Raw genomic sequence first — 23,734 nt, 5'->3', positions numbered from 1 at the left:
TCCCACCCCCAGCTCCCGTGGTCGATCACCTTCCCTGATCAACCACGGGCACCAACCCCAGAACCCGTCCGCACCTGTGAGGTGGCCGCGGACGGGTTCTGCGCATTCCCCGCACCCCACCGTTCCGGCACCCCGCACCCCGCACCCCGCACCCCAGCGTTCCGGCACCCCGCACCCGGCAGCCGCAGCCGCGCCTCTCCCGAGCCCTCACCCAGGGCCACCTGGCAACGCACCCCAGCACCACCACGGGCCGCCCGAACACCGCCACTCCACCCCCACCTCCGCACCACACCCCACCACGCGCCGCCACCTGCTCACACCGAGCACCCACACCCACCACGCGCCGCCACCTGCTCACACCGAGCACCCACACCCACCACGCGCCGCCGCCTGCGCCCACCTACGCCCGGCGACGCGCCGCTAACTTCGCCCGCACCCAGCACCCGCGCCCCGGCCACGCGCTGCCACCTTTGCGCAGGCCCAGGCACGCCTCGATCGCGAGCACCAGCGTGCGCAGCTCGGCGAGACGACCACGAGCGCCAAGCGCAGCCGCCCTGCACGCCCGCCCGTTCGGCACCACCAGGAAGCCTCAACGCCAGCACAGCCCCTGCGGGTGCCACCGCGCAGCCCCAGCCTCCCCACGAGTGCCACCGCGCAGCGCCAGCACAGCTCCTGCGGGTGCCACCGCGCAGCACCAGCCGTCTGTGGTGCCACCGCACAGCGCCAGCCGTCTGCGGTGCCACCGCGCAGCGCCAGCCGTCTGCGGTGCCACCGCGCAGCGCCTGCGCAATCGCCGACACCGAGTGCCTCGCGGCGTGATCGAGAGCGCGACGCCTGGCCGCGCCTCGACGACCCCGCCCGCCTCGCACCCACTCTGCACAACACCTTCGCCAAACCCGCCGCACCGCCTGACCCCACCCTCGGCGTTCGAGGGGTTATCCGCCCGCGTTGTGGGTTCTTCGTCGTCATACCAACGAAGAACCCACAACAAGAAGGGATAACCCCTCATGTGACATCGGCCGGCCGGGCGCACAATGTCTGAATGCTGGGCGCGGCGGGCCGGCGCCGGGGCTAGCCGCACACCTCCGGCGGGACGCTCGGGCAGGTCGGTGGTTGTTTGGAACCGCTGCGGCCGGCAGCGGGCTGCCCTTGGGCTGGCGGGTGCGCTGGGCTTCGCACAGGTGCTGGGCTTCGCGCAGGTGCTCGGCTTCGCACAGGTGCTCGGCTTCGCACAGGTGCTCGGCTTCGCACAGGTGCTCGGCTTCGCACAGGTGCTCGGCTTCGCTCAGGTGCTCGGCTTCGCTCAGGTGCTGGGACTGGGCACAGGTAGTCGGGACTGTAGACCCGCTGCTGGGCTTCGCGCAGGTGCTGGGACTGGGCACAGGTAATCGGGACTGTAGACCCGTTATTGCCTATCCGCAGTCCCCGTTGCCTGTGCCCGGACCCCGCATCCGCACCTCCCGGCCGCTCGGCTGGCTGGCTTCGCCGGTGTGGTCGGCGGCGGCTGGGGTTTCGCGAACCTGCAGGTCGGCAGGAGTCACGTGGTTGCCCCTGGTGGACGCGGAGCCGAACGGTCTCGCGCTTATCTGGCCGCAGCGCAGCGTGAACCCATTGCTGCATCTGCTGCTCACCGAGAGCCGTCGTACCCTGCAGCCGATCTCTTTGCCGTCAGCAACGACCTAGCGGCCGGCTACCTGGGTGGTTTGCGTGGACGGGGGCTCCTCGGCGGCCGAGCTGAGGGCGCTCGTCACCAGGATGACGACGAGCGTCGTGCTGGCCAGGACCCCTACCAAGGTCCAACGGGCTGCGGTGTTGCTCATGTCCTCATCGTGGCGTGTGCACCGGCGGCGCGGAACAGCTGTACGCGGGTTTCAGGGACCGCTCCGGGGCCCGCTCAGGTGGAGTCCTGACCGCTGCCACGCAGTCGAACGCGACATGAACGGGATGTGACCGAAACGGCACGCCGAAACTCTGGGCGGGTCTGCGGGGTTGGCCTTACCGTGGGTGACCTGGGCCGGTCCGAGGGCCCTGGCCGCTCCGGGGTGAGAAGGGGTCAGATGAGCACTTTCGAGGACTTGGGTTCGCTGCTGCTGGTGCGCGGCGCCGACGAGATCGACCACGCGGGCGGAAGTCTCTACGTCCATCTGCACCGGGTCGCGAAGCGGCTCGGCTCCCTCGGCGCCGGCGACACGCTGGTGCTGGCCGGCCTCGCCCACGCCGCGTACGGGACCGACGGTTTCCCGACCCACCTGTTCGACTGGCAGACCGAACGCCCGGTCCTGCAGTCGGTGATCGGCACCGACGCCGAGGCGATCGTTTACCGGTACGGCGCCTGCGACCGGGAGACCACCTGGCGCGACCTGGCCGAGCACCGCACGGTCACCGATCGCTTCACTGGTACGTCGGAAGAACTCGGCACCGAGACGCTCCGGGACTTCGTCGACCTGACGATCGTCAACGAGCTCGACGTCCTCGACCACGACCCGAAGCGCGCGCTGAAGCTCCGCCCGTTCCTGCAGGAGCAGATCCCGCGCTGGCAGTCGCTCACGTCCCCCGGCGTACTCTCCGAGGCTCAACGCATCCTCGGGTTGTAACCGGCGGGCACACTAGGAGCCGTGAAACGGTTCCTGTGGCGGGGGTTTCTGGGACTCCTCGGGCTGTGGCTTGTCGTCACCGCCGCGTCGTTCGGCTACAACCTCGCCACCAACGGAACCACCGCGCCACCACCCGGCCTGAAGTTCGTCGAGGCCGGCGACGTCACCACGCGCTACGACTCCTGGGGTACGGCGGGAACGCCCGTCGTACTCGTCCACGGTGCGGCGGAGTCCGTCGACACGTGGTCGCGACTCGTCCCGCTGCTCGCGAAGAACCATCGCGTCTACGCCTACGACATCACCGGATACGGGTACTCCGAGCGCAAGGCGCCGTACACGATCGAGCATCTCGCGGGACAACTGCTCGGGTTCCTGGACGCTATGCACCTGGGCGGCGCGGGACAGCCGAAGCCGATCCTGGTGGGGCACTCGCTCGGCGCGGGTGTGGCGGCCGAGGCGACCTTGGAGGCGCCGGAGCGAGTCGGCGGGATCATGTTCCTGGACGGCGACGGGCTACCGCTGCCGGGCGGTCAGGCCGGACCGCCACGCTGGCTGATCGTCCCGCCGTACCGCACGTCGTTGTTCCGGTTGGTGCTCGACCAGGGCTGGCTTCTGAAGAAGATCTACAACAGCGTGTGTTCGCCGAACTGTCCGGTGATGGATGTCGACGAGTGGACCCGCCCGTTCCGGCAGCCAGGTGCCGAGGACGCGCTCTGGCAGATGACCGCGCACGGGATCCCGGCGGTCGCTCCCGATCGGCTGGCCACGCTGCGTGATCTGCCGGTCCCGAAGTCGGTGGTGTTCGGCGCGCTCGACACCAACGGTGGCAACCCGACCGAGACCGCGAAGCGGATCGGTGCCCCGGCGCCGACACTGATCCCGAACGCGAACCATCTGACGCCGATCTCCAGCCCGGCCGAGGTGGCGGCGGCGATCGACGCACTTCGCTGAGCGCAGATTCCTGGAAATCGCCGCGGCCGCGAGTGATGATCGGTACATGGCCCGTTACGAAGTGGTTGCGCGCGCGAAGACCGATCGACGGCTGTCCAACTCCGACTACATCGACCTCGCCCTGAAGTCCTGGTCGCTGGACAAGGGCCTGCGGTTCCAGCGGGTCGAGGATCTCCCCGACGGGACGATCGCGGTGGTCCTGCAGCAGAAGCTGTCGCCGCGCAAGCACGACGCAGCCTGCGCGATGGCGAACCGCAGCCTCGCCCAGCTCGGGATCCCAGCGGCTCACGTGCAGCAGATCGACCTGCACCGGATGACTCGCAAGGGTGGCCGGACACTGGTCCGCTCCTGGGTCGGCCCGGGCGAGGGCCCGGGCGGCACCGCTGGGGATCGCGAGCCGCGCCGGCCGAAGCCGACGCCGCCGCACCTGCGGGCCTATCTCAAGGAGTGAAGACCTCGAAACGCGCGGCGTACTTCGTTCCGAGCAGGGTGCCGGCCGGACGCGACGTGCCCTCGAGGAACTCCTCAGGGTCGAAATCCGGCCAGCCGAGGCCGTCGATATAAGCCTTGTGCGCCTTGAGTGACTCGACGCCGAGCTCGAACGCGTCGGTCGTGTCCACGCCGTGCTTCGAGTTCGGCGAGCCGGACGCCCACACCTGCCGGACACCGCTCCACTTCTCCCCCGCGTCCGGGAAGATCCACCGGTTCGCGGCGTCCCGGACCGCGTCGAGGGTCGCGCGGCCGGTGTTGATGTGGTCGGCCTGGTTCAGCAGTACGTCGCCGTCCCAGGTGTCCCGAAAGTTGTTCGTGATCACGATCTCGGGCTGGTGCCGCCGGATCGCCGCCGTGATGACGCGACGCAGCGCTACGCCGTACTCGATGGTGCCGTCGGGCTGGCCGAGGAACTCGACCGCGGAGACGCCGACGATCCGTGAGGACTCGATCTGCTCGGCCTCCCGCAACGGGCCGCACTCGGCCGGGTCGACCCCGTCGATCCCGGCCTCGCCGGACGTCAGCAGGCAGTAGACGATCTGCTTGCCCTGACCGGTCCAGCGCGCGACCGCCGCCGCCGCACCGAACTCCAGGTCGTCCGGGTGCGCGACCACCGCCAGCGCCGTCTGCCAGTCCTCGGCCACCGGTTCCAGCCGGTCCACAGTGCTCATGCTCGCAGGCTAACGCCCGAAGACCTGGGCGGTGTAGGCGTTCTCGAAGGTCCGCTGCGGATCCAGCCGGTCGCGGACGGCGACGAAGTCGTCGAAGTGCGGGTACCGGGCGCGCAGATCGGTCGCGGTCAGTGTGTGCAGCTTGCCCCAGTGCGGCCGCCCGTCGTAGTCGGCGACGATCTGCTCGAAGGCCTGGAAATACGCGTCGTGCGGCAGCCGATGGTACTGATGGATCGCGATGTACGCCGTCTCGCGCCCGGACGCCGTGGACAACCAGATGTCGTCCGGCGCAGCCACCCGCACCTCGATCGGGAACGGGATCCGCGACCCGGACGTATCGATCCAGTCCCGCAGCCGGCGCAGCACCTCCACCACCTGCTCCCGCGGTACGGCGTACTCCGACTCGCGGAACACCACGTTGCGCTCGGAACAGAACACCTTGTACGACGCGTCGACGTACTCGCGCGCGGACAGCGCCCGCGAGGCGATCCGGTTGATCCGCGGCACCATCGCGGGTCGCCGGACCGAGAGCCGGTTGGTCAGCTCGAACACCTTGTTGGACAGCAGTTCGTCATCGACCCAGCCGCGGACCCGCCCCACCGGCGACGCGTCGACGCCGGCGCCGACCCGGTTGTTCCGCTTGGTCAACGCGATGCCGGTATGCGGGAACCAGTAGAACTCGAAGTGATCGTTGCCGTCGGCAAACTCATCGAACCCGTCCAGTACGTCGGCCAACGGCAACGGCATCTCCTGGGCTCGCAGGAGGAACGCCGGCACGCACTGCAGGGTCACCGAACTGATCACGCCGAGCGCGCCGACCGAGACCCGCGCCGCGGCGAAGACGTCCGGGTTCTCGTCCGCGGAGCAGTGCAGCACCGAGCCGTCCGCTGTCACCAGATCGAGTGCGACGACCTGCGTGGCGAGGCCACCGAGCTTCGCACCGGTTCCGTGGGTGCCGGTGGAGATCGCGCCGGAGATGGTCTGCTTGTCGATGTCGCCGAGATTCGCCATCGCGAGATCGAACGCCGCGAGGCCCGGGTTGAGCTTGCGCAGCCCGGTGCCCGCGCCGACCGTGACGAGGCCGGATTCCTTGTCTGCGTTGACGATCGAGGACAGTCCGTCCAGCTGGACCATCACCTGTTGCGGCACCGAGCACCCCGTGAACGAGTGCCCGGAGCCGACCGCTTTGAGCTTCTTGCCCTGGTCGGCGGCGGACTTGACCGCGGCCGCCAGTTCGTCGGTCGAGCCCGGACGCAGGATCTCGAGACCGGTCGCCGACTCGGTGCCGGACCAGTTCCGCCAACTGCTCATCCGAAGTTCTTCCCTTCGCCCCGATACGTCATGAGCTCGGTCACCTCGTCACCGTCGATCGCGTGGACAACATCGAACCGCTCCAGCATCTCCCCGGCCTTCGCGTATCGCATCCACACTCTGTCTCCAAGACGTAGCCGTTCGGCCGATTGTCCCTGGACCGGAGTCTGCACCTCGCCGGCGCCTTCGGTCCCGAGCAGCTTCAGACCGGACGGCCAGGCAGGCAACGGCAGCCGGGACTTCTTCGCCGGCCCCGAGGCCACGTAGCCGCCGCCGAACAGCGTGGCGATCCGCGGCGCGGGACGGCGTACGACGTCCAGCGCGTAGGCCATCGCGGGCGCGGGCTGGAAGACGTCGTACTTGTCGAACAGGGTGGGGCCGTAGAGACCGGAGCCGGCGGTGACCTCCGTGACGACCGGATCGGCGCTGCTGATCTCGAGGCTGCCCGTCCCTCCGCTGTTCACGATCCGGAGCGGCGCGATCTGCTTGACGGCGTCGACGACCGCGCCGCGGCGGTCGGCGAGTTCGGCGGCCGAGCGGCGCTTCACCCAGCGGACGGCCGGTGACGTGTCCGGCAGACCGGCGATCTGGGCCTCGTAGAACATCACCCCGGTCAGCTCGAACGCGTCGTCCGCGGCAACAGTCCGGGCCAGTGCCGCCACGTCGACCGGGCTCCGCAGCGGCGAGCGGCGTACGCCGAGGTGCTGGCCGAAGACCCGCAGCGAGGCGTCGACGTCGAGGCAGACCTGGATCCGCGCAGTGCCGGTCGTGGCGGCCTGGATGTAGGCCAGGTGCTCGGGCGAGTCGATCATCAGCGTGATCCGGGCGGCCGCCTCGGGATCCCCGGAAAGCTCGCGTAGCGCTGTCCGGTGCGTGGTCGGGTAGCCAAGCAGGATGTCGTCGACGCCGTTGCGCGCCAGCCACAGCGCCTCGGGAAGCGCATAGCTCATCACGCCGTGGAACCCTGGCCGCTCGAGCGCGGCCGAGATCAGTGCCCGGCAGCGGACCGACTTGGAGGCGATCCGGATCGGCGTCCCCGCGGCGCGTCGGACCAGGTCGTCCGCGTTCCGCCGGAACGCGTCGAGGTCGATCACCGCGAACGGCGCGTCCAGGTGCGTGGTGCTGCGGGCATACCGGTCGAAGTCACCCATAACCGGAGTGTAGGTCACGAAATACTGAAAGGTAATACAACTTCTGTGCCAACTTCGCACCCCCGTGGTGCTGGACCAGGGGGTCTCACTGGCGCGAGCCGCGCGGCGCCCGGGCGAAGGTTGAGGCATCAACCCCTCCCCGAAAGGCCCGTCATGAATCTCAGCCGCCGCACCCTCCTCCGGACCACCGGCGTCGCCGCGGTGACCGCTGCCGTTGTCCCGGCCGTCACCGGCGGCGCCGGCGCGACCCCCAACCTGTCCTTCGGCCCGGTCCGGCAGATCGACGCCGGCGTCCTGAACATCGGGTACGTCGAACTCGGGCCGGCGCAGGGCACCCCAGTACTCCTCCTGCACGGCTTCCCCTACGACATCCACAGCTTCGAGCGGGTCGCCCCACTGCTCGCCCAGCGTGGGTACCGCGTCATCACGCCGTACTTCCGCGGACACGGGAGCACGACGTTCCGCTCGGCGTCCACTCCGCGCAACGTCGACCAGGCCGCCTTCGCGCTCGACACGCTGGCGCTGATGGATGCCCTCGGCATCGAACGGGCCGTGCTGGCCGGCTACGACTGGGGATCGCGTACCGCTGACATCATCGCGGCGCTCTGGCCGGAGCGGGTCAAGGCGCTGGTCTCGGTGACCGGTTATCTGATCACCAACCTGGAGGCGAACAAGAAGCCGCTGCCGCCCGCGGCGGAGAACGCCTGGTGGTACCAGTACTACTTCGCCACCGAGCGCGGCGTGCAGGGCCTGCACCAGTACAAGCGGGAGATCGGCGAGTTCATCTGGAAGTTCAACTCACCGACGTGGAAGTTCAGCGCGGCGACCTACGACCGGACCGCGGCCGCGTTCGCCAACCCGGACTACGAGGCGATCGTGATCGGAAACTACCGCTGGCGGCAGAGCCTGATCCCGGCCGAGCCGGAGTACGCCGAACTGGAGGCGAAACTGCAGAACGCCCCGAAGATCGGCGTACCGACGATCACCATCGACGGCAAGTACGACCCGTTCACGCCGGACGGCAACGGGAACTCGTATCGAGCGCACTTCACCGGGCGGTACCAGCACCGGACCTTCGCCGTCGGCCACAACGTGCCGCAGGAGGCACCGCGGGAGTTCGCGCAGGCAGTAGTAGACGCCACGCGGCTCTAGTCGATCACGGCCTCCAGACCAGGTACGACGCTCCGCGCCCAGTCCGCCTGCTGCTCGGGGCGGGCGGAGGTGGTGGCGAGCAGAGCGACTGTTGATCCGTGCAGGACGGACAGGTCAACATACGACTCTGCACCGGCGTAGGAACGGACCGCTGCGGCTGCTGACTCCTCGGACCAGAGCTGCTGGACAGACAGATCACCACCCGAGCCGCACGCCTTGATACGTGCCGCATAGCCCTCGTAGTAGCTCTTCGCCTTGCCTGCGTCGCTGAAACGTAGGAGCAGTGCGGTGGCGGGCAGTGCGTCGCCGGTGCGGTAGCTGCCCGTCAGCGCGTACGCCGGGACTGGCAGCGAGCCTGCAACGGGCTCACCGGCGCAGCCGGACGGGAGCGCTTCATAGGACGCCTGGTGCGCGTCGCGGCGACGGGTCCACGTGTTGTTGCCGATGAAGCCGGCCTCAGCACCACCTGGGTCGGTGTAGGTCTTCCAGCCATCCCCCAGCTTCTCCGGTGCGGGCAGGTTGCTTGCTGACAGCGGCCCGGCGTTAGCGGGCGGCGGTGCAGTCGCTTGCTCGGGCACCTCCGGCGGGACGGCGGCATCTGTCGGTTCAGTGGTGTTGAGCGTGTTCGTGGGCACCGGGACGGTTCCACCAACCACACTGGGGATCGGCGTAGGAGTCGGCGTGCTCTGCTGGGCCACGGAGTTGGAGCTGCATCCGACCAGCGCCGCAGCCAGCAGGCACCCGCCTAGTAGGGCCCTCACTTCGGCTCGAAGTGCTGGTAGTCGGGCTTGGCCCAGCCGGCACCCCAGAAGTAGCCCTGGCCGACCAGGGACTTCGTGGCGGTGCTGCTCGCGAACAGCATGCCAGGACGGGACACCGATCGGTTGCGGTACGCCAGCCCGTTCGACGGGTACCAGACGCCGTTCGCCGCCAGGTACGGGTTCTCCACGGTGTTGATGTCGATCGCCCACCCGTAGGAGTGCGGCGACAGCGAGTACGGGTCACCGGTGACCCGGCGGCAGTTGAACATGGAGGTGTTGTCGGCCGCCATCGACCTGACGTCGTTGCCGCCGTACACGTCCACCCGGCGCATCTGCCGGATCGGGAACTTGGCGGCGAACGTCGACGTCCAGACCGTGATCATCTTGGCCACCGCGGCGTCCCGGAGGATCAGCTCGCCGCGGTGCACGTGCCCGTCGAAACCCCAGTAGTTCAGCTGCAGCAGCCGCAGCGACGTGGGCTTCACCGGACAGCCGGCCCGGTACGTGTTCGGCACCATCGCGGCCGAGACGGCGTACACCTTGGGGTTCAGGGCCGCCTTGACGACGATCTTCGCGAGGCCGGAGTACTCCATCGCGGTCTGGCTCACGTTCCGCGTGACCACGCGCACGGTGCGCGTGGACGGCAGGTCGTCCGGGACCCGTAACCGGAAGTTGCCCTTGGCATCCATGGTGGCGACGTTCAGCAGCCGCCACGTGCCGCTGCCGAGGTACTCCTGCAGCGCGAGCTCCTTGCCCGGCTCGGCCGGCACCATCTTCCCGGTGACCGACACACCGGTGAGCGTCGCGTACCAGGCGGCCGGGGTGTTGATCACGATCTTCCGGTCCTGGATCGGCACGGTCCGGTAGTCCGAGATCGCGAGCGCCGTCTCGGCCTTGACACCGATCATCGTCCGGAACGCCCACGTCCCGGTGTACGGCGAGACCCAGCTGAACCTGTAGACGCCGCCCGCCGTGGTCCGGGTGGATGCCCGCAGCACCCACGCGCCGGGAACGCGCTGCCACAAGGTGATGTAGGACCCGGTGATCGCCTGGCTGATCTTTCCGGTGAAGACCGTCGGCTTGTCCTCCCAGGACGCGGCCGGCTGGTTCAGCGTGATCGACCAGGCAGGCGCCGGCGTCGCCACCGCCGGAGTCGGCGTGCTCTTCGGCTCCGGCGTGGGTGACGGCGTGGGTAATGGCGTAGGTGTTGGCGTGGGTGAAGGAGTTGGCGCCGGAGTTGGCGACTCGGCTACAGACGGCGTCGCGCCAGGCGTCGGACTCTCGTCCGCGTAGGCGACACCGATCGATCCGAGACTCAACAGAACCGCAACCGCCACCCCAGCAAAGCGTCGCATCCGCCCACCCTCCCTGAACATCACCTACCCCTTTTAGAGGCAGTGACAACAGGGAGACGTCACACGACACGGGGAAGTTCTTTATTCCTGCAGTCGCTTCACCGCGGCGTCGATGCGCTCATCGGTCCCGGTCAGGGCCACCCGGACGTGCCGTTCCCCCGCGGTCCCGTAGAACGCCCCGGGGGCGACCAGGATGCCCCGGTCGGCCAGTGCGCCGACGGAGCCGTACGCGTCGTACGACGGGTGCGAGGCCCACAGGTACAGGCCGCCGTTGGACAGGGTGATCTCCCAGCCTGCGTCGGTCAGCGCGTCTCGCAGTACCGCTCGGCGACGTAGGTACCGGGCCCGCTGCTCCTCGACGTGCGCGTCGTCGGCGAACGCGGCTGCCATCGCGGCCTGGATCGGCGACGGCACCATCAGACCGGCGTGCTTCCGTACGGCGAGCAGCTCGGCGACGACCGTCGGGTCGCCCGCGACGAAGCCACCGCGGTAGCCGGCCAGGTTGGAGCGCTTGGACAGCGAGTGCACCGCGAGCAGGTTGTCGAAGCTGCCGCCGGACACGTCCGGGTGCAGCACCGACACCGGCTTCTCGTCCCAGCCGAACTCGGTGTAGCACTCGTCGCTGACCAGCAGTACGTCGTTCGCGCGCGCCCACTCGACCGCACGCCGCAGGTCGGCCGCCGGGGTGATCTCACCGGACGGGTTGCGCGGCGAGTTCAGGTACGCGACCCGAACCGGACCGTCGTACGCCGTGGGGTCCGCGACCGGCACGCTGGTGGCCCGCGCGAGCGCCGCACCGGCCTCGTAGGTCGGGTAGGCCAGGTCCGGGATCAGGACCGTGTCACCGGCGCCGATGCCGAGCAGCGTCGGCAGCATCATGATCAGCTCCTTGGTGCCGATCACCGGGAGCACCTCGGTCTTCGGGTCCACCCCGGTCACGCCGAGCCGGCGGGCCATCCAGTCCACGGCCGCCTGCCGCGCCGCCGACGTACCGATGGTCGTCGGGTACGCCGGGGCGTCCGCAGCGTCGGCCAGCGCCTGCTTGACCAGCGCCGGCACCGGGTCCACCGGACTGCCGACCGAGAGGTCGACGATGCCGTCGGGATGCGCGGCCGCCTTCTGCGTGTAAGGGGCGAGCTTGTCCCACGGGAAATCGGGCAACCGGCTGGAGGTCTCGAAGATCACCCGTCCATTCTCCCCCGTCCCGCACCGGCCCCGCCTCCGACCGCCCGCTCTGCGAGAAGCAACTAGGCTTTCGAGTCTCGATCAGAGGGGGTCGGATGACGTACGACGTGGCAGTGGTGGGAGCCGGGGCGATGGGATCGGCGGCCGCGCGGGCGCTGGCGGCCGCGGGGCGGGAGGTCGTCGTACTGGAGCAGTTCACGCTCGGGCACGAGCGGGGCGGCTCGCACGGCGCGACACGGCTGTTCCGGCCGGCGGCTGACGACGCCGAGGTCGCCGCACTGACCGAGCGGTCGCGTCCGCTGTGGCGGGAGCTGGAGGCCGAGTCAGGCGAGACGCTGCTCGAGGAGACCGGTGGGATCGACCACGGCCTGCACGACGCGTCGGTAGAGGCGTTCCGGTCGTTGCACGGGGCAAACGGCACGGTGCTGAGCGCGGCGGAGGCTGCTGAGCGCTGGCCTGGCTTCCGCTTCGAGACACCCGTGCTCTACCAGCCCCGCTCCGGTCGTTTGTACGCCGATAGGACAGTCCACACGCTGCACGTCCTGGCTGAGCGTCGAGGTGTCGAGTTCCGCGTGCAGTCCCCAGTGCGCGCTCTGCGGACTCACAACGGTCTGGTGGAACTCGACGTACCAGGTGGTGCGGTGCGGGCGCAGCACGTCGTGGTGACGGCTGGACCGTGGTCCCCGAAGCTGCTGGGCAGCCTGGTCCTGTTACCGCCGTTCACCGTCACGCAGGAGCAGCCCCGGTTCTTCGCGCCGCGGTCCGCGGACCTGGAGTGGCCCAGCTTCGTTCACTGGGGTCCGGACGCCTACGGCCTCTTCGAGCCCGGCTCCGGCGTCAAAGTCGGCCTGCACGCGTCGGGTCCCGAAGTCGATCCGGACACCCGCGACTTCCGCCCCGAGCCGCAGCGGGACGCCGAGCTACTGCGGTACGTCGAGCAGTGGTACCCCGGGCTGGACCCGAACCGCTCCACGGCGATCAGCTGCCTCTACGACAACACTCCGACGTCCGACTTCGTCATCGACCGCGCCGGACCGATCACGGTCGCGGCCGGCTTCTCCGGCCAGGGCTTCAAGTTCGTACCGCTGGTAGGTGCATTGGTCCGCGACCTGGTCATCGGCAGCGCGGACACACCGCGCCGTTTCCGGTTTCAGAGGTAGAGACCGGTCTGGCCGTCCTCCAGACGGCCTGCCGCGACGGCGTGCAGGTCACGCTCGCGCAGCAGGATGTAGTCGTCGCCGCGCACCTCCACCTCGGCGCGGTCCTCCGGGTCGAACAGCACCCGGTCGCCGACCTCCACGGTGCGCACGTTCGCACCGACCGCGACCACCTTCGCCCAGGCGAGCCGGCGGCCCATCTGGGCGGTGGCCGGGATCAGGATGCCCGCCGACGACTTCCGCTCGCCCTCCTGCTCGAGGGAGACCAGGACCCGGTCGTGCAGCATCCGGATCGGCAGTTTGTCGTCGTCGAGCTTCTTACGAGACGTCACCGGCGACCCACCAGCCGGCGGATCACCAGCAGCACGCCGACCACGCCGACGACGGCACCGGCGACCGCGGCGATCTTCTGGGTCCGCAGCTGACCCTGCTCGTCGAAGACCTGGGACTTGGCCTGCTCCACCTGCCGCAGCGCCACGTTCTTCGGGTTCGCCCGGTCGACCAGCTCGTCGACGGTCGAGGCCAACCGCACCCGGGTGGCGGCGATGTCCGCCTCGATCTGCTCGGCGGTCCTAGCTTTCGTGTCCGACACCTGTCGGCGCTCCCTTCCGTCGGTGGGCCAACCCGGGGAAGCCCCGATCTGCCCCTCGTCACCACCATCCTCGCAGGTCATCCCCGCAAGTCCACGACCACCTTGATGTCGTCGGGATCACGCACCAGCGCGTCCGGCCACCGCGACAGCGGCACCGACCGGGTGATCAGCCCCTCCAGCCAGGCCCGATCCGCCGCGAGCAGCACCTCCACAGCCTGCACGTAGTGTCGCTTCGCCGCATTGACGGTCCCAACCAGCGCGGCGTTGCGCACCACCAGCTGCCGGACCAGAGCGTCGAGTTGTACGTCGACAGTCGCCGGACCGGGGTGGATCCCGGCCAGGCACATCACCCCGGCCGGCGGGAGCAGCGACGCGCAGTCGAACACCAACTGCCCCACTCCGGTTGCCTCTATAACCACATCGGGTACGGCGTCCAGTTGTCCCAGGTCGGTGATGTATGTCCCGCCAAGCGCCCGTACCAGCTCCGGCTTCGGCCCGTCCTGCACACGGTCCAGCACGTGTACGTCGTACCCGCGCTGCCGGGCGATCAGTGCGGCCAGCAGACCGATCGGACCGGCACCTGTGACCAGCACCTGCCGCGGACCGAACCACGAGCGCGACCCGACCTGGTCCACCTGCTCCCATGCTTTGGTGAGGATGCTGGCGGGCTCCACGAGTACGCCGAGCTCCCCGAGTACCGCGGGCACCGGCGCGGCGAAGTACGGGTCGACCCGCCAGCGTTCGGCGCCGTACCCGTCCATTTCCTTGATGCCGCGCTCGGTGTACAGACCGTTGCGGCAGAAGTCCCACTCGCCGCGCGCGCACGCCGGACAGGGTAGCGGGTCCGGCCGGCGCACGATGCCGGCCACCAGATCGCCGGGGTCGAAGCCGGAGCCGACCGGTGCCTCCAGTACCCGTCCGAGCGACTCGTGACCGATGACGAGGTGATCCGCACCGGGACGTCCGCTGCCGAACGCTCCGGAGACCATCTCGATGTCGGTCCCGCAGATGCCCGTGAGCAGGCCCTCCACGAGGATCGAACCGTCGACGACCGGAGGCTCCGCGACCTCACCGACTGCCGCCGAGTCGGACTTGCCCGGCGTGATTGTCATGGCCCGCATGGGCTCAGGCTAGCCGTGCCGTTGCGCACGTAGCATTGCCACACCAGAACTACTCGTGGAGGACCTGATGTCCGATCGTCTGTCCGTCGGCGACACCGCGCCCGACTTCACCCTGCCCGATGCCGACGGCAACGATGTGGCGCTGGCGGACCTGCGCGGGAAGAACGTGATCGTCTACTTCTACCCGGCCGCGATGACACCTGGATGCACCAAGCAGGCCTGCGATTTCCGAGACTCGCTGGACTCGCTGCAGGCCGCCGGGTACGCCGTCCTCGGGATCTCACCGGACAAGCCGGCCAAGCTGGCGAAGTTCCGCGAGCGCGACGGCGTGACGTTCCCGCTGCTCAGCGACCCGGACAAGGAAGTACTGACGGCGTACGGCGCGTTCGGCGAGAAGACGATGTACGGGAAGAAGGTGACCGGGGTGATCCGGTCCACGTTCGTCGTCGACCCGGAGGGGAAGATCGCGGTCGCGCAGTACAACGTGAAGGCCACCGGGCACGTCGCCAAACTGCGCCGCGATCTGGGGCTGTGACTTGGATTGTGACTTGGGCTGTGACATGGGCTGTGACATGGCAACACCGCGGTTCGCGGAGGGAAACCCTCGACCGTTTCATGGGGATGGTCCATAGAACGGTCGTTTGACCAAACTTTTGTTGTGATTTGGGTCACACAAACTTCTGAGCGGACCGGAGCGGAGTCGGCACGCAGGGTGAGTTTTTCAGCCCTCCTGCGAAAGAGCCGTACTCCGCGGCCGGTTCCGGTTCAGCGACGGGTGTGTCACGACCGTTCCAGACCTTCGCGGTGACCTCGCGAAACCGGGTAATCTGCGCGCGCAGTCAGCCTCTGGGAGGGAGGGACCTGCCGCGATGGGAAAACACTCCTCTGCGGTGACGCGAAGTAACAACAACCGTCGATCGGTGTACATCACCGCGATCGGGCTCTTGGTGCTGTCGCTGGGCGCGGTCTTCGTGGTGCGGTCCTTCGGATCCTCGAGCGGCGCCGACGGCCTGCTCGCGGGCGGCAAGGCCTGCGAGGACCCGACGCAGATCCAGCTCGCGACCACGCCGGAGATGCAGTCCGCGCTCGAAGCCGCGGCCAAGTCGCTGGCGGCCAAGGGCGGCAAGGACGGCAACCCGTGCCTGCAGTTCACCATCAGCCCCGCCCCCTCGGCCCAGATCGCGCGCGACGTCGCGCACGGCGCCGACACCCGGCCCGACCTGTGGGTGCCGGACTCGTCGCTGTGGGTCGCACAGGCCGACGACGGCGAGAGCGTCCCGAGCATCGCGGTGGCCTCGATCGCCACCTCGCCGATGGTGCTGGTCGGCCGGAGGTCCAACTTCGGCGACACCTCGTCCTGGCTGCGGCTGCTGGCCGGCTCCGAGCCGGCTCTGCTGGACCCGCTGAACACCTCCCCCGGCGCGCTCGCCCTGCTGGCGGTACAGATGGAGCGGCAGAAGACTTCCGCGGCGGACGGTCAGGTGGCGCAGGTCGTCGTACCGCTGGCGCAGCGGCTCGGGTCGATGGCCAAGCCGTACACGGATGTCAACGCACTGTTCGGTCGCGCGGACCAGGACGGCAGCACGACCGTCGTACCGGCGTCGGAGCAGAGCTTCGTGAAGTACCAGGAGGACCATCCCGACGCGCAGCTCCGGGCGGTCCTTCCGGCCACCGGCACCCTGTCGCTGGACTATCCGATCGTCGTGACCGCGAAGTCCGACACCGAACAGGCCGACGACGCGGCCAAGGCGCTCGCGGGCGAGCTGCTGAGCGACGGGGCCGCGCAGTCCCGCGACCAGGCCGGGTTCCGGGACACCACGATGAGCCCGCTGAGCGGCGGCCGCGGCGTCGGTGACGTCACGCAGCTCAGCAAGCCGACCAGCGCGGCGATCGACACGACGCTGCAGAACTGGACCCGGCTGTCGCTGTCGACGCATTCGCTGGCCGTCATCGACGTCTCCGGCTCGATGGCCGAGAAGGTCGGCAACAAGACCCGCTGGCAGCTCACGGTCGAGGCGGCGGCGGGCGGCCTGAAGCTGTTCCCGGACACCGCCCAGCTCGGCCTGTGGACGTTCTCGACGACGATCGGGACCGACAAGGCCGACTACAAACCGCTGGTGCCGATCGCGCCGCTGTCGAAGAACCAGCGCGCCAAGATCATCGGGCAGCTCAGCACCCAGCACCCGATCGCGGGCGGTGGCACCGGGCTGTACGACACCGCGATCGCCGCGGTCCGGACGGTCCGCCAGGACTACAAGTCGAACGCCGTGAACACGATCCTGCTGTTCACCGACGGCAAGAACGACGACCCGGGCAGCCCGACGCTGCAGCAGGCCGTGCAGACCCTTCAGGGCCTGCAGGACCCGTCCCGACCGGTCCGCATCATCGCCCTCGGCATGGGCCCCGAGGCGAACGCGGACGAGCTCAGCACCCTGGCCCAGGCGACCGGTGGCCAGGCGTACGTCGCCCGCAACCCCAGTGACCTGAAGAACGTCTTCATCGACGCCCTGCAGAGCCGCTGACCCCACCCGAGGCCGGAGCCTCCCCTAGGATGTCTGTCCAAGGGGAGGCACGCGCCTCCTCAGCCAGAGTGGTGGAACGGCAGACACACCGGCTTTAGGTGCCGGCGCCCCCGGGCGTGCGGGTTCAACTCCCGCCTCTGGCACAACTAGGTCGTGTCTAGTCGCGCAGGTCGGCGACGAGCTTCTCCACGTGGTCGCGGATCTCGTCGCGAACCCGGCGTACGACGTCGATCGGCCGGCCGGCCGGATCGGTCAGTTTCCAGTCCTCGTAGCGTTTGCCGGGGAAGTACGGGCACGCGTCACCGCAGCCCATCGTGACCACGACGTCGCTGGCGTGCACAGCCTCGGTCTCGAGGATCTGGGGTACGGCGCTCGCGATGTCGATCCCGACCTCGCGCATGACCTCCACCGCGACCGGGTTGATCTGATCGGCCGGCTCGGAACCCGCGGACCGAACCTCCACGGCATCTCCCGCCAACTCCCGCAGCCAGCCCGCGGCCATCTGGGAACGGCCGGCGTTGTGAACGCAGACGAACAAGACGCTGGGTTTACTCACGAGGATTCTCCCGCAGTGGTTTCGATGACGGCTCGGTCGGCGGCAATGCCCGCACCCGGGTAGAGGACCTTGACGAGGGCGACGCCGACGATCGCGCCGAGAAGCTGGAAGGCGATGAAACCGGGGACGGAGCTGGGTGCGATACCGGCGAACGTGTCGCTGAACGCACGGCCGACGGTGACGGCCGGGTTGGCGAACGAGGTCGACGAGGTGAACCAGTACGCCGCTCCGATATAGGCCCCGACGGCCGGCGGTGCGAGGTGGGCACGCCCGGTCGTGGCGAGGGTGAAGATGAGCAGCACGAGGCCGGCCGTGGCGACGATCTCGCCGATGTAGAGGTGTCCGGCGGATCGGTGGGTCGTCGACCAGGTCACGGGGGCTTCGCCGTACATCAGGTTCGCCAGGATCGCCCCGGTTGCACCGCCGACGACCTGAGCCGGGATGTAGACGGCGACGTCCTGAGCGGTGAGGCCGCTTCCGGTGCGTCGGCCGAGCCACCAGTCGGCCAGGGAGACGACAGGGTTGAAGTGAGCGCCGGACACCGGGCCGAAGATCAGGATGAGGACGGTGAGCCCGAGTGCGGTCGCGAACGAGTTCTCCAGCAGTTGCAGGCCGACGTCGCCGGGTGAGAGGTGGGCGGCAGCGATTCCGGATCCGATGACGACGGTCACGAGCAGTCCGGTACCGAGTCCTTCGGCCAAGGCTCTGCGCCACGGGTCCCTGCGCGGCTCACCGGTACGGCGAGTTCGTCCGGGACCCGGGTGCCGGGCAAGTTCGGTCATCACTCGCTCGCTTCAGGTGTAAGGGCCGGGGCCAACCGGTCGATCCGCTCGGTGATCTCGGCGTAGGCGGCCTCGAAGGCCGCGTCGGTGTCCAGCGGCGCGGGGTCCGGGATGGACCAGTGCAGCCGGGGCCGCTGTTCCGCGGGCAGGTGTTCGTGGGCGTTGTCGCAGACCGCGATCAGCAGGTCATCCCGGTCGACGACATCGCGCAAGTTCGCGGTACGCCAGCCGGACGGGTCGAGACCGTGGCGACGGGCCACCTTCAACGCACGCGGGTGGACGCGTTCGGCGGGTTCGGTGCCGGCCGAGACCGCGGGGACGTGGCTGCGCCGGGACCAGATCGCGGCGGCGAGCTGTGAGCGGGCGGAGTTCCGCGTACAGACGAACACGACCCGGTCGGCCGCGAGCCGAGCGGGCGTAGCGATCGCTGCCAGCGCCTCGGGCTCGAGCCGTACATAGGTACGGCGACGGTCGCCCTCGGATCGGGTCCGCACGACGAGGCCCGCGTCTTCGAGCACCTTGAGGTGATGGGCGACGAGATTGGTCGGCAGGTCGAGTGCGGCGCCGAGCTCGCCAGGCGCGGCATCACCTGCGACGAGGGTGTCGACGATCGAGAGCCGCGCGGAGTCGCCGAGCGCCGCGTAGATCCGGGCTCGGTCCGCCAGGGTAAATCGCTCAGCGTTCATTGACTCAATGATCGTTGAGCTATTTGCCGCCGTCAAGCGCCGGCCCCGAGCACCGGGGCCACCGAATCAGCGCGTAGGCGCGGGGTCCGGTACGGCGAGGAGGCCGGTGACCCACCGCAGTTTCTCGGGGACCGGCCAGTAGTAGACCCAGGTGCCGCGGCGCTCGCAGTCGACGAGGCCCGCGGCGCGGAGCACCTTCAGGTGATGGGAGATCGTCGGGCCGCTCACGTCGAACCGCGGCGTCAGATCGCACACACAGATCTCGCCGCCGGCCGAGGTGATGATCGAGAACAGCCGCAGCCGGATCGGATCGGCCAGCGCCTTGAAGACGGACGCGCCCTCCGCGGCGCCCGCCTCGTCCAGCGCGACATCGGAGATCGGCGCACAGCAACCACCGACAGCGACCGGAGTCAACGCGATCTCTTGTTTCGACATGGATCTATCTTGACTCTTGTCTAATCAGGAGGCAAGCTGACGTTGTTTCGATGATCTTCTAGACAGGAGCTGGATCGTGGGCGAGCAGACAGCAGCGCCGATCGTCGTCATCGGCGCGGGCCCGATCGGCCTCGCGGCGGCGGCACACCTCGCAGAGCGTGGCCTGGACTTCGCCGTACTCGAATCGGGGCCGGGCGTCGCGGCGGCGATCGGGGAATGGCGGCACGTGAAGCTGTTCAGCCCGTGGCGCTACGACATCGACAGCGCGGCCCGGCGGCTGCTCGAAGGCATCGAGTGGACCGAGCCGGATCTGGGCACGCTGCCCACCGGCGGCGACCTCATCGACTCCTATTTGACGCCGTTGACCAAGACGCCGCAGTTGAACGACCGCATCCGCTACAACGCGCACGTGGTCGCCGTGACCAGGGTCGGGTTCGACCGCATCCGCACCGCGGGCCGCGAGAACGCGCCGTTCCTCATCCGGCTCGCTGATGGCGCCGAACTGCTGGCCTCCGCCGTGATCGACGCTGCGGGTACGTGGCGAAAGCCCAACGTGCTCGGGGGTTCGGGCATCCCGGCCCGCGGCGAAGGAGACGTCGATGGCGTCGCGCACGCGCTGCCCGACGTACTCGGCGCGGACCGAGAGCGGTACGCAGGCCGTCGTACCGCGGTCGTCGGTGCCGGCCATTCCGCCGCGACGACGCTGCTCGACCTCGGCCGGCTCGCAGATGAGGAGCCCGGTACCGAGATCGTGTGGGTCGTGCGCGGGACCGACCAGGCCCGCACGTACGGCGGCGGTGACGCCGACGAGCTCCCCGCCCGCGGCGCACTGGGCTCGCGGTTGAAGAAGCTCGTGCAGTCCGGACGCGTCGAGCTGGTCAGCTCGTTCCGCATCGAGTCCATCGGTACGGCGAACGGCCGCGTCGTACTCACGTCCGGCGAACGAACCGTCACCGCCGACACCGTGGTCAACTCCACCGGGTTCCGCCCCGACCACGAGATGGTCTCGGAGCTGCGTCTGGACCTCGACCCGATCATGGGTTCGACCCGCGCCCTCGCCCCGCTCATCGACCCCAACCAGCACTCCTGCGGCACGGTCCCGCCGCACGGCGTCGACGAGCTCGCGCACCCCGAACCCGGCTACTACGCCATCGGAGCCAAGTCCTACGGCCGCGCCCCAACCTTCCTGCTCGCCACCGGCTACGAACAGGCCCGCTCCGTCGTCGCCGCACTGGCCGACGACTGGGACGCGGCCCGAGACGTGCAACTCGATCTCCCCGAGACCGGCGTCTGCTCGTCCAACCTCGCATACGGCGGCACGGCGGACGAGGCCGGCGGCTGCTGCGGACCCGCGCCGCAGGCTGTCGAAATCGGCGCTCCTGCGAGCCGCGGACTCGCGACCGGGATCAGCGGCGGCCTCCTGACCGTCATCGAGAACGACACCAAGTCGTCGGGCTGCTGCGGCTGATGCACGCCATCACCTCCGCGACCGGTCGCAGGCCGGCTGGTCGCGGAGGTATCCGGCGGGAGGTGATCGCCGCCCTCGCCATCACCACAACCGTCAGCTACGGCACTCTGTACTACGCGTTCAGCGCGCTCCTCGAACCGATGCGTACCGAACTGGGGCTCTCGGCAACCACCGCCACCGGCGCACTCACCACCGCTTCACTGATCAGCGCCGTCCTCGGCATCCCGGTAGGCCGCCGGCTCGACCGGCACGGCGGCCGCGGCCTGATGACTCTCGGCTCGGTCGTCGCGGCCTTGTCGGTCCTCGCGTGGTCGCGCGTACAGACACCGGCCGAGCTGTACGCCGTGTTCGTCGTACTGGGCATCGCATCGGCGATGGTGCTCTATCCGCCGGCGTTCGCGGTCATCGTCGCGGTCACCGCACCGGATCGTCGTACGACTGCACTGCTCAGCGTCACTCTCGTCGCCGGGTTCGCCAGCTCGATCTTCATCCCGCTCACGGGCCAGCTCATCCACGCGTACGGCTGGCGCCACACTCTCTTCATCCTTGCGGGCGTACTCGCCGTACTCACGATCCCGCTGCACGCCTTCGCGCTGCGCTCGACCGGCCACGCCGTACGGACGACCCAGCAGCACGCCATGAGACCAGGCCGCGTACTGCGCGACACCGGATTCTGGCTCCTCGCCGTAGCCTTCGTGCTCCACAGCGCCGCACTGGCCGTCATCGGCGTACACCTGGTCACCTACCTGACCGAACTCGGCCACACGCCCACCACCGCGGCCGCCCTCGCCGGCCTCCTCGGACTGCTGTCCGTCACCGGCCGCATCACCGTCACCATCCTGCGCCGATGGTTGCCTATGACATCCATCAGCGCCGTCATCATCGGACTCCAGGGTGTCGCGCTCGGCTTGCTGCCGACCGCCGGCCACAGCGTCGCCGGAGCCGCGATCTGCCTGATCGTCTTCGGCCTGGGATTCGGCGTGGCTTCCCTCGCCAAACCCGCCATCATCCTCGATCGGTACGGCGACCACGGCTACGCCACGAACGCCGGAATCCTCGGCACCCCGACGACCATCGCGGGCGCCACCGCACCCCTCGCCGCCGCAGCCATGGCAACCGCCCTCGGCTACACGCCACTCATCCGCACCGCGGCATCCGCCTGCCTCCTCGCCGCAGTCGCCCTCATCACGACCCGCTACCTACCGACGCCAGCCCCAGCCTGCTGCGACTGACCGCGCCATGGTCGCCCGACTCGCACGGCACCCGAGGTACGTCGTACCGCGTCGTGCGTTCAGTGGATATTGGTCCAGGGGCCGCAGTAGCGGGTTTCGAAGGCTTTGTCGGTCTTCTTGATGGTGATGACCTGATTGCCGCCGTTGCCGTTGGCAATGATGGCGTCGAGGTCGCCGTTCGTGGTCTTGAGGCGGGCCCAGTAGCAGTCGGGCTCGTTGCCGTTGCGGTAGGTGCCGGGCTTGATGTCGGTGCCTACGAGGTAGGTGCCGTCCTCGGAGATCGCGGCCTTCGGGACCGGCAGTGCCGCGGTGACGGTCCTCCCCCTGTCCCCGAGCCCCTCGGGATCCAAGGGAGCACAGTAACTGGGAGTAATCGCGCCTCGCGAGTCCGGATGTCCTTCAGAGGTGGATGGTGCCGGTGGTGCCTTCGATGGTCAGGTGGGGGTGGTTGCGGAGGCGGGTGGTGGCGTGGGGGACTCCGAGGACGGCGGGGATGCCGCGTTCGCGGGCGACGATGGCGGCGTGGGAGAGGACGCCGCCGGTCTCGGTGACGACGCCGGCGGCGATCGTGAGGAGCGGGGTCCAGGCGGGGTCGGTGAACCGGCAGACGAGGATGTCACCCGGGCGGACCTGTGCGAAGTCGCCCTGCCCCAGGACGACCCGGGCAGGACCAGTCGCCGTACCTCGGCTACCAGGAGTGCCAGTCAGAACCCGCTCACCCGTGACAGGTTCGGCGGGGGTTGGTGGGTTGGTAGTGATGGGGCGGGACTGAAGGAGCCAGGGGGTTTCGCCGGTGAGGGCCCATTCGATGTCCTGGGAAGGGCCTAGAAGGGTGGTGACCTGCTGGGCCAGGCCGGCCAGGTGAGTGGCGGCTGCGGCAGACAGCGTCGGGGCGCGGCGTTGGATGGTGGGTACGTCGCGAGTCACCACGCGGGAACCTTCGCGGTGCAAGGACGTTGGCTTGTCGGCGATGGTGCTGGTGACAGAGCCGTCTGGCGCGACGCGGTAACTGTCGGGCGTGACGCGGCCCTCGGCGACACTCGGCCCGAGTCCCCAGGACGACTCGATCAGAGTTGAACCAGCCGGGTCGGTGAACATCACGCCGGAGACATCCGCGTCGACGTGGAGCTGGACGATCACAGCCATCGAAGCGTCGGAGGCACCGCGGTAGGCAGTCGCACGTGGAGACCACAGCGACGCCAAGCACGCCCGTACGGCATCGGCGACAGCCGCAACCCCTTGTACTCCGAGGAAACTGTCGTGCTGCCCCGCCGCGGACCTACCCGCGGTGTCCTCGTTCGACGCCGACGAGCGCACGGCCACCGGCGGGTTGCCCACACTCTCGAGCCACCGGCCGAGGCCGTCGCCAAAGCTGCTGTTGAACGGGATCACGACACCGTCGGGCACCGGCAGACCAGCACGGAGGAGCGTCCCCAAAGTCGCTGCCTTCGCGCCACAGCGGTCCGGTGTGGCGGCGGTCAGCGGGACCAGCATCAGCGCTCCTATCAACGAAACGTTGACAACACTCTGTTGACAACGTTCTGTTGATGATCCACTGTG

Annotated in this window: 25 protein-coding genes and 1 tRNA gene; 10 read left to right on the top strand and 16 right to left on the bottom strand. The window is 69.1% G+C overall.

What is annotated here, in order from left to right; translation table 11 throughout:
* Positions 1–1,679 precede the first annotated feature (1,679 nt).
* Positions 1,680–1,820, bottom strand: coding sequence for a hypothetical protein (locus ACFYRH_RS32725; RefSeq protein WP_387783381.1), 141 nt, complete (start codon positions 1,818–1,820; stop codon positions 1,680–1,682).
* A 237-nt stretch (positions 1,821–2,057) separates the two neighbouring features.
* Here ACFYRH_RS32725 and ACFYRH_RS32720 point away from each other — a divergent pair, with 237 nt between their 5' ends.
* From ACFYRH_RS32720 to ACFYRH_RS32710, 3 genes are read left to right on the top strand one after another with little or no spacing between them, the layout of a single operon-like run.
* Entirely contained in the window at positions 2,058–2,594 is a 537-nt protein-coding gene (locus tag ACFYRH_RS32720; protein ID WP_387783379.1) for a DUF6817 domain-containing protein, read from the top strand.
* A gap of 21 nt (positions 2,595–2,615) precedes the next feature.
* The gene (locus ACFYRH_RS32715; protein WP_387783377.1) at positions 2,616–3,545 is read left to right on the top strand and encodes an alpha/beta fold hydrolase; all 930 of its coding nucleotides are present in this window, start codon (positions 2,616–2,618) and stop codon (positions 3,543–3,545) included.
* A gap of 46 nt (positions 3,546–3,591) precedes the next feature.
* Complete coding sequence (locus tag ACFYRH_RS32710) at positions 3,592–3,996, top strand: hypothetical protein (protein WP_387783375.1); 405 nt, start codon at positions 3,592–3,594, stop codon at positions 3,994–3,996.
* On the opposite strand, the gene ACFYRH_RS32705 is transcribed toward ACFYRH_RS32710, so the two are convergent.
* From ACFYRH_RS32705 to ACFYRH_RS32695, 3 genes are read right to left on the bottom strand one after another with little or no spacing between them, the layout of a single operon-like run.
* Entirely contained in the window at positions 3,986–4,708 is a 723-nt protein-coding gene (locus ACFYRH_RS32705) for a PIG-L deacetylase family protein (RefSeq protein WP_387783373.1), read from the bottom strand. The genes ACFYRH_RS32710 and ACFYRH_RS32705 overlap by 11 nt on opposite strands.
* Before the next feature lie 9 nt (positions 4,709–4,717).
* Positions 4,718–6,019, bottom strand: a complete 1,302-nt coding sequence (locus ACFYRH_RS32700; protein ID WP_387783372.1) for a D-arabinono-1,4-lactone oxidase — start codon at positions 6,017–6,019, stop codon at positions 4,718–4,720.
* On the bottom strand, positions 6,016–7,170 hold the full coding sequence (locus ACFYRH_RS32695; protein WP_387783370.1) for an amino acid deaminase/aldolase: 1,155 nt from the start codon (positions 7,168–7,170) through the stop codon (positions 6,016–6,018). Before ACFYRH_RS32695 ends, ACFYRH_RS32700 begins: the two co-directional genes overlap by 4 nt.
* Before the next feature lie 153 nt (positions 7,171–7,323).
* On the opposite strand from ACFYRH_RS32695, the gene ACFYRH_RS32690 reads away from it, so the two are divergent.
* A complete protein-coding gene (locus ACFYRH_RS32690; RefSeq protein ID WP_387783368.1) occupies positions 7,324–8,322 on the top strand; it encodes an alpha/beta fold hydrolase in 999 nt (332 codons plus the stop codon).
* On the opposite strand, the gene ACFYRH_RS32685 is transcribed toward ACFYRH_RS32690, so the two are convergent.
* From ACFYRH_RS32685 to dapC, 3 genes are all read right to left on the bottom strand, one after another.
* Positions 8,319–8,957, bottom strand: a complete 639-nt coding sequence (locus ACFYRH_RS32685; RefSeq protein ID WP_387783367.1) for a hypothetical protein — start codon at positions 8,955–8,957, stop codon at positions 8,319–8,321. The genes ACFYRH_RS32690 and ACFYRH_RS32685 overlap by 4 nt on opposite strands.
* A 122-nt stretch (positions 8,958–9,079) precedes the next feature.
* The gene (locus tag ACFYRH_RS32680; protein WP_387783365.1) at positions 9,080–10,228 is read right to left on the bottom strand and encodes a M15 family metallopeptidase; all 1,149 of its coding nucleotides are present in this window, start codon (positions 10,226–10,228) and stop codon (positions 9,080–9,082) included.
* A gap of 291 nt (positions 10,229–10,519) precedes the next feature.
* On the bottom strand, positions 10,520–11,620 hold the full coding sequence (gene dapC, locus ACFYRH_RS32675) for a succinyldiaminopimelate transaminase (protein ID WP_387783965.1): 1,101 nt from the start codon (positions 11,618–11,620) through the stop codon (positions 10,520–10,522).
* Positions 11,621–11,718: 98 nt separating this feature from the next.
* Between dapC and ACFYRH_RS32670 the strand changes: the two genes are divergently transcribed.
* Positions 11,719–12,783: an FAD-dependent oxidoreductase gene (locus tag ACFYRH_RS32670; RefSeq protein ID WP_387783363.1), complete on the top strand. Its 1,065-nt coding sequence runs from the start codon at positions 11,719–11,721 to the stop codon at positions 12,781–12,783.
* Here ACFYRH_RS32670 and ACFYRH_RS32665 read toward each other — a convergent pair.
* From ACFYRH_RS32665 to ACFYRH_RS32655, 3 genes are all read right to left on the bottom strand, one after another.
* A complete protein-coding gene (locus ACFYRH_RS32665; RefSeq protein WP_387783963.1) occupies positions 12,774–13,067 on the bottom strand; it encodes a GroES family chaperonin in 294 nt (97 codons plus the stop codon). The genes ACFYRH_RS32670 and ACFYRH_RS32665 overlap by 10 nt on opposite strands.
* A gap of 41 nt (positions 13,068–13,108) precedes the next feature.
* Positions 13,109–13,372, bottom strand: a complete 264-nt coding sequence (locus ACFYRH_RS32660) for a DUF3618 domain-containing protein (RefSeq protein WP_387783361.1) — start codon at positions 13,370–13,372, stop codon at positions 13,109–13,111.
* A 77-nt stretch (positions 13,373–13,449) separates the two neighbouring features.
* Positions 13,450–14,493 (bottom strand): glucose 1-dehydrogenase, encoded by a 1,044-nt coding sequence (locus ACFYRH_RS32655; protein ID WP_387783359.1) that lies wholly within the window; start codon positions 14,491–14,493, stop codon positions 13,450–13,452.
* Between the two features lie 67 nt (positions 14,494–14,560).
* Between ACFYRH_RS32655 and bcp the strand changes: the two genes are divergently transcribed.
* The 3 genes from bcp (at position 14,561) to ACFYRH_RS32640 (ending at position 17,158) form a co-directional block, all read left to right on the top strand.
* Entirely contained in the window at positions 14,561–15,028 is a 468-nt protein-coding gene (gene bcp / locus ACFYRH_RS32650; RefSeq protein WP_387783357.1) for a thioredoxin-dependent thiol peroxidase, read from the top strand.
* 355 nt (positions 15,029–15,383) lie between these two features.
* Positions 15,384–17,015, top strand: coding sequence for a substrate-binding and VWA domain-containing protein (locus tag ACFYRH_RS32645; RefSeq protein ID WP_387783355.1), 1,632 nt, complete (start codon positions 15,384–15,386; stop codon positions 17,013–17,015).
* A 62-nt stretch (positions 17,016–17,077) separates the two neighbouring features.
* Positions 17,078–17,158 (top strand) — tRNA-Leu (locus ACFYRH_RS32640).
* A gap of 14 nt (positions 17,159–17,172) precedes the next feature.
* On the opposite strand, the gene ACFYRH_RS32635 is transcribed toward ACFYRH_RS32640, so the two are convergent.
* From ACFYRH_RS32635 to ACFYRH_RS32620, 4 genes are all read right to left on the bottom strand, one after another.
* On the bottom strand, positions 17,173–17,577 hold the full coding sequence (locus tag ACFYRH_RS32635; protein ID WP_387783962.1) for an arsenate reductase ArsC: 405 nt from the start codon (positions 17,575–17,577) through the stop codon (positions 17,173–17,175).
* Entirely contained in the window at positions 17,568–18,353 is a 786-nt protein-coding gene (locus tag ACFYRH_RS32630; protein WP_387783353.1) for an MIP/aquaporin family protein, read from the bottom strand. The genes ACFYRH_RS32635 and ACFYRH_RS32630 overlap by 10 nt, the downstream gene beginning before the upstream one ends.
* On the bottom strand, positions 18,353–19,039 hold the full coding sequence (locus ACFYRH_RS32625; protein WP_387783351.1) for a helix-turn-helix domain-containing protein: 687 nt from the start codon (positions 19,037–19,039) through the stop codon (positions 18,353–18,355). The genes ACFYRH_RS32630 and ACFYRH_RS32625 overlap by 1 nt, the downstream gene beginning before the upstream one ends.
* Positions 19,040–19,105: 66 nt before the next feature.
* Positions 19,106–19,474: an ArsR/SmtB family transcription factor gene (locus ACFYRH_RS32620; protein WP_387783349.1), complete on the bottom strand. Its 369-nt coding sequence runs from the start codon at positions 19,472–19,474 to the stop codon at positions 19,106–19,108.
* A gap of 76 nt (positions 19,475–19,550) precedes the next feature.
* Here ACFYRH_RS32620 and ACFYRH_RS32615 point away from each other — a divergent pair, with 76 nt between their 5' ends.
* Positions 19,551–20,942, top strand: a complete 1,392-nt coding sequence (locus ACFYRH_RS32615; protein ID WP_387783347.1) for an FAD-dependent oxidoreductase — start codon at positions 19,551–19,553, stop codon at positions 20,940–20,942.
* Positions 20,942–22,174, top strand: a complete 1,233-nt coding sequence (locus tag ACFYRH_RS32610) for an MFS transporter (protein ID WP_387783345.1) — start codon at positions 20,942–20,944, stop codon at positions 22,172–22,174. The genes ACFYRH_RS32615 and ACFYRH_RS32610 overlap by 1 nt, the downstream gene beginning before the upstream one ends.
* A 59-nt stretch (positions 22,175–22,233) precedes the next feature.
* Here the strand turns inward: ACFYRH_RS32610 and ACFYRH_RS32605 are convergent, their stop codons facing one another.
* Complete coding sequence (locus ACFYRH_RS32605; protein ID WP_387783343.1) at positions 22,234–22,524, bottom strand: hypothetical protein; 291 nt, start codon at positions 22,522–22,524, stop codon at positions 22,234–22,236.
* 49 nt (positions 22,525–22,573) lie between these two features.
* Positions 22,574–23,668 carry a PEP/pyruvate-binding domain-containing protein gene (locus ACFYRH_RS32600; RefSeq protein ID WP_387783341.1) on the bottom strand — a complete coding sequence of 365 codons (1,095 nt, stop codon included), beginning with the start codon at positions 23,666–23,668 and terminating at the stop codon, positions 22,574–22,576.
* Between the last annotated feature and the right edge of the window lie 66 nt (positions 23,669–23,734).

The sequence above is a fragment of the Kribbella sp. NPDC004875 genome, from assembly GCF_042873375.1.
Taxonomy (GTDB): Bacteria; Actinomycetota; Actinomycetes; order Propionibacteriales; family Kribbellaceae; genus Kribbella.
The sequence above is the reverse complement of the archived record's forward strand: the minus strand, read 5'-3'. Positions and strand labels throughout refer to the sequence as shown.

Bases quoted from the DNA above. Each gene is read 5' to 3' on its own strand.
- ACFYRH_RS32725 (WP_387783381.1), bottom strand. From the start codon at position 1,820: ATGAGCAACACCGCAGCCCGTTGGACCTTGGTAGGGGTCCTGGCCAGC.
- ACFYRH_RS32720 (WP_387783379.1), top strand. From the start codon at position 2,058: ATGAGCACTTTCGAGGACTTGGGTTCGCTGCTGCTGGTGCGCGGCGCC.
- ACFYRH_RS32710 (WP_387783375.1), top strand. From the start codon at position 3,592: ATGGCCCGTTACGAAGTGGTTGCGCGCGCGAAGACCGATCGACGGCTG.
- ACFYRH_RS32705 (WP_387783373.1), bottom strand. From the start codon at position 4,708: ATGAGCACTGTGGACCGGCTGGAACCGGTGGCCGAGGACTGGCAGACG.
- ACFYRH_RS32700 (WP_387783372.1), bottom strand. From the start codon at position 6,019: ATGAGCAGTTGGCGGAACTGGTCCGGCACCGAGTCGGCGACCGGTCTC.
- ACFYRH_RS32695 (WP_387783370.1), bottom strand. From the start codon at position 7,170: ATGGGTGACTTCGACCGGTATGCCCGCAGCACCACGCACCTGGACGCG.
- ACFYRH_RS32690 (WP_387783368.1), top strand. From the start codon at position 7,324: ATGAATCTCAGCCGCCGCACCCTCCTCCGGACCACCGGCGTCGCCGCG.
- ACFYRH_RS32670 (WP_387783363.1), top strand. From the start codon at position 11,719: ATGACGTACGACGTGGCAGTGGTGGGAGCCGGGGCGATGGGATCGGCG.
- ACFYRH_RS32665 (WP_387783963.1), bottom strand. From the start codon at position 13,067: ATGCTGCACGACCGGGTCCTGGTCTCCCTCGAGCAGGAGGGCGAGCGG.
- ACFYRH_RS32655 (WP_387783359.1), bottom strand. From the start codon at position 14,493: ATGCGGGCCATGACAATCACGCCGGGCAAGTCCGACTCGGCGGCAGTC.
- bcp (WP_387783357.1), top strand. From the start codon at position 14,561: ATGTCCGATCGTCTGTCCGTCGGCGACACCGCGCCCGACTTCACCCTG.
- ACFYRH_RS32630 (WP_387783353.1), bottom strand. From the start codon at position 18,353: ATGACCGAACTTGCCCGGCACCCGGGTCCCGGACGAACTCGCCGTACC.
- ACFYRH_RS32625 (WP_387783351.1), bottom strand. From the start codon at position 19,039: ATGAACGCTGAGCGATTTACCCTGGCGGACCGAGCCCGGATCTACGCG.
- ACFYRH_RS32620 (WP_387783349.1), bottom strand. From the start codon at position 19,474: ATGTCGAAACAAGAGATCGCGTTGACTCCGGTCGCTGTCGGTGGTTGC.
- ACFYRH_RS32610 (WP_387783345.1), top strand. From the start codon at position 20,942: ATGCACGCCATCACCTCCGCGACCGGTCGCAGGCCGGCTGGTCGCGGA.
- ACFYRH_RS32600 (WP_387783341.1), bottom strand. From the start codon at position 23,668: ATGCTGGTCCCGCTGACCGCCGCCACACCGGACCGCTGTGGCGCGAAG.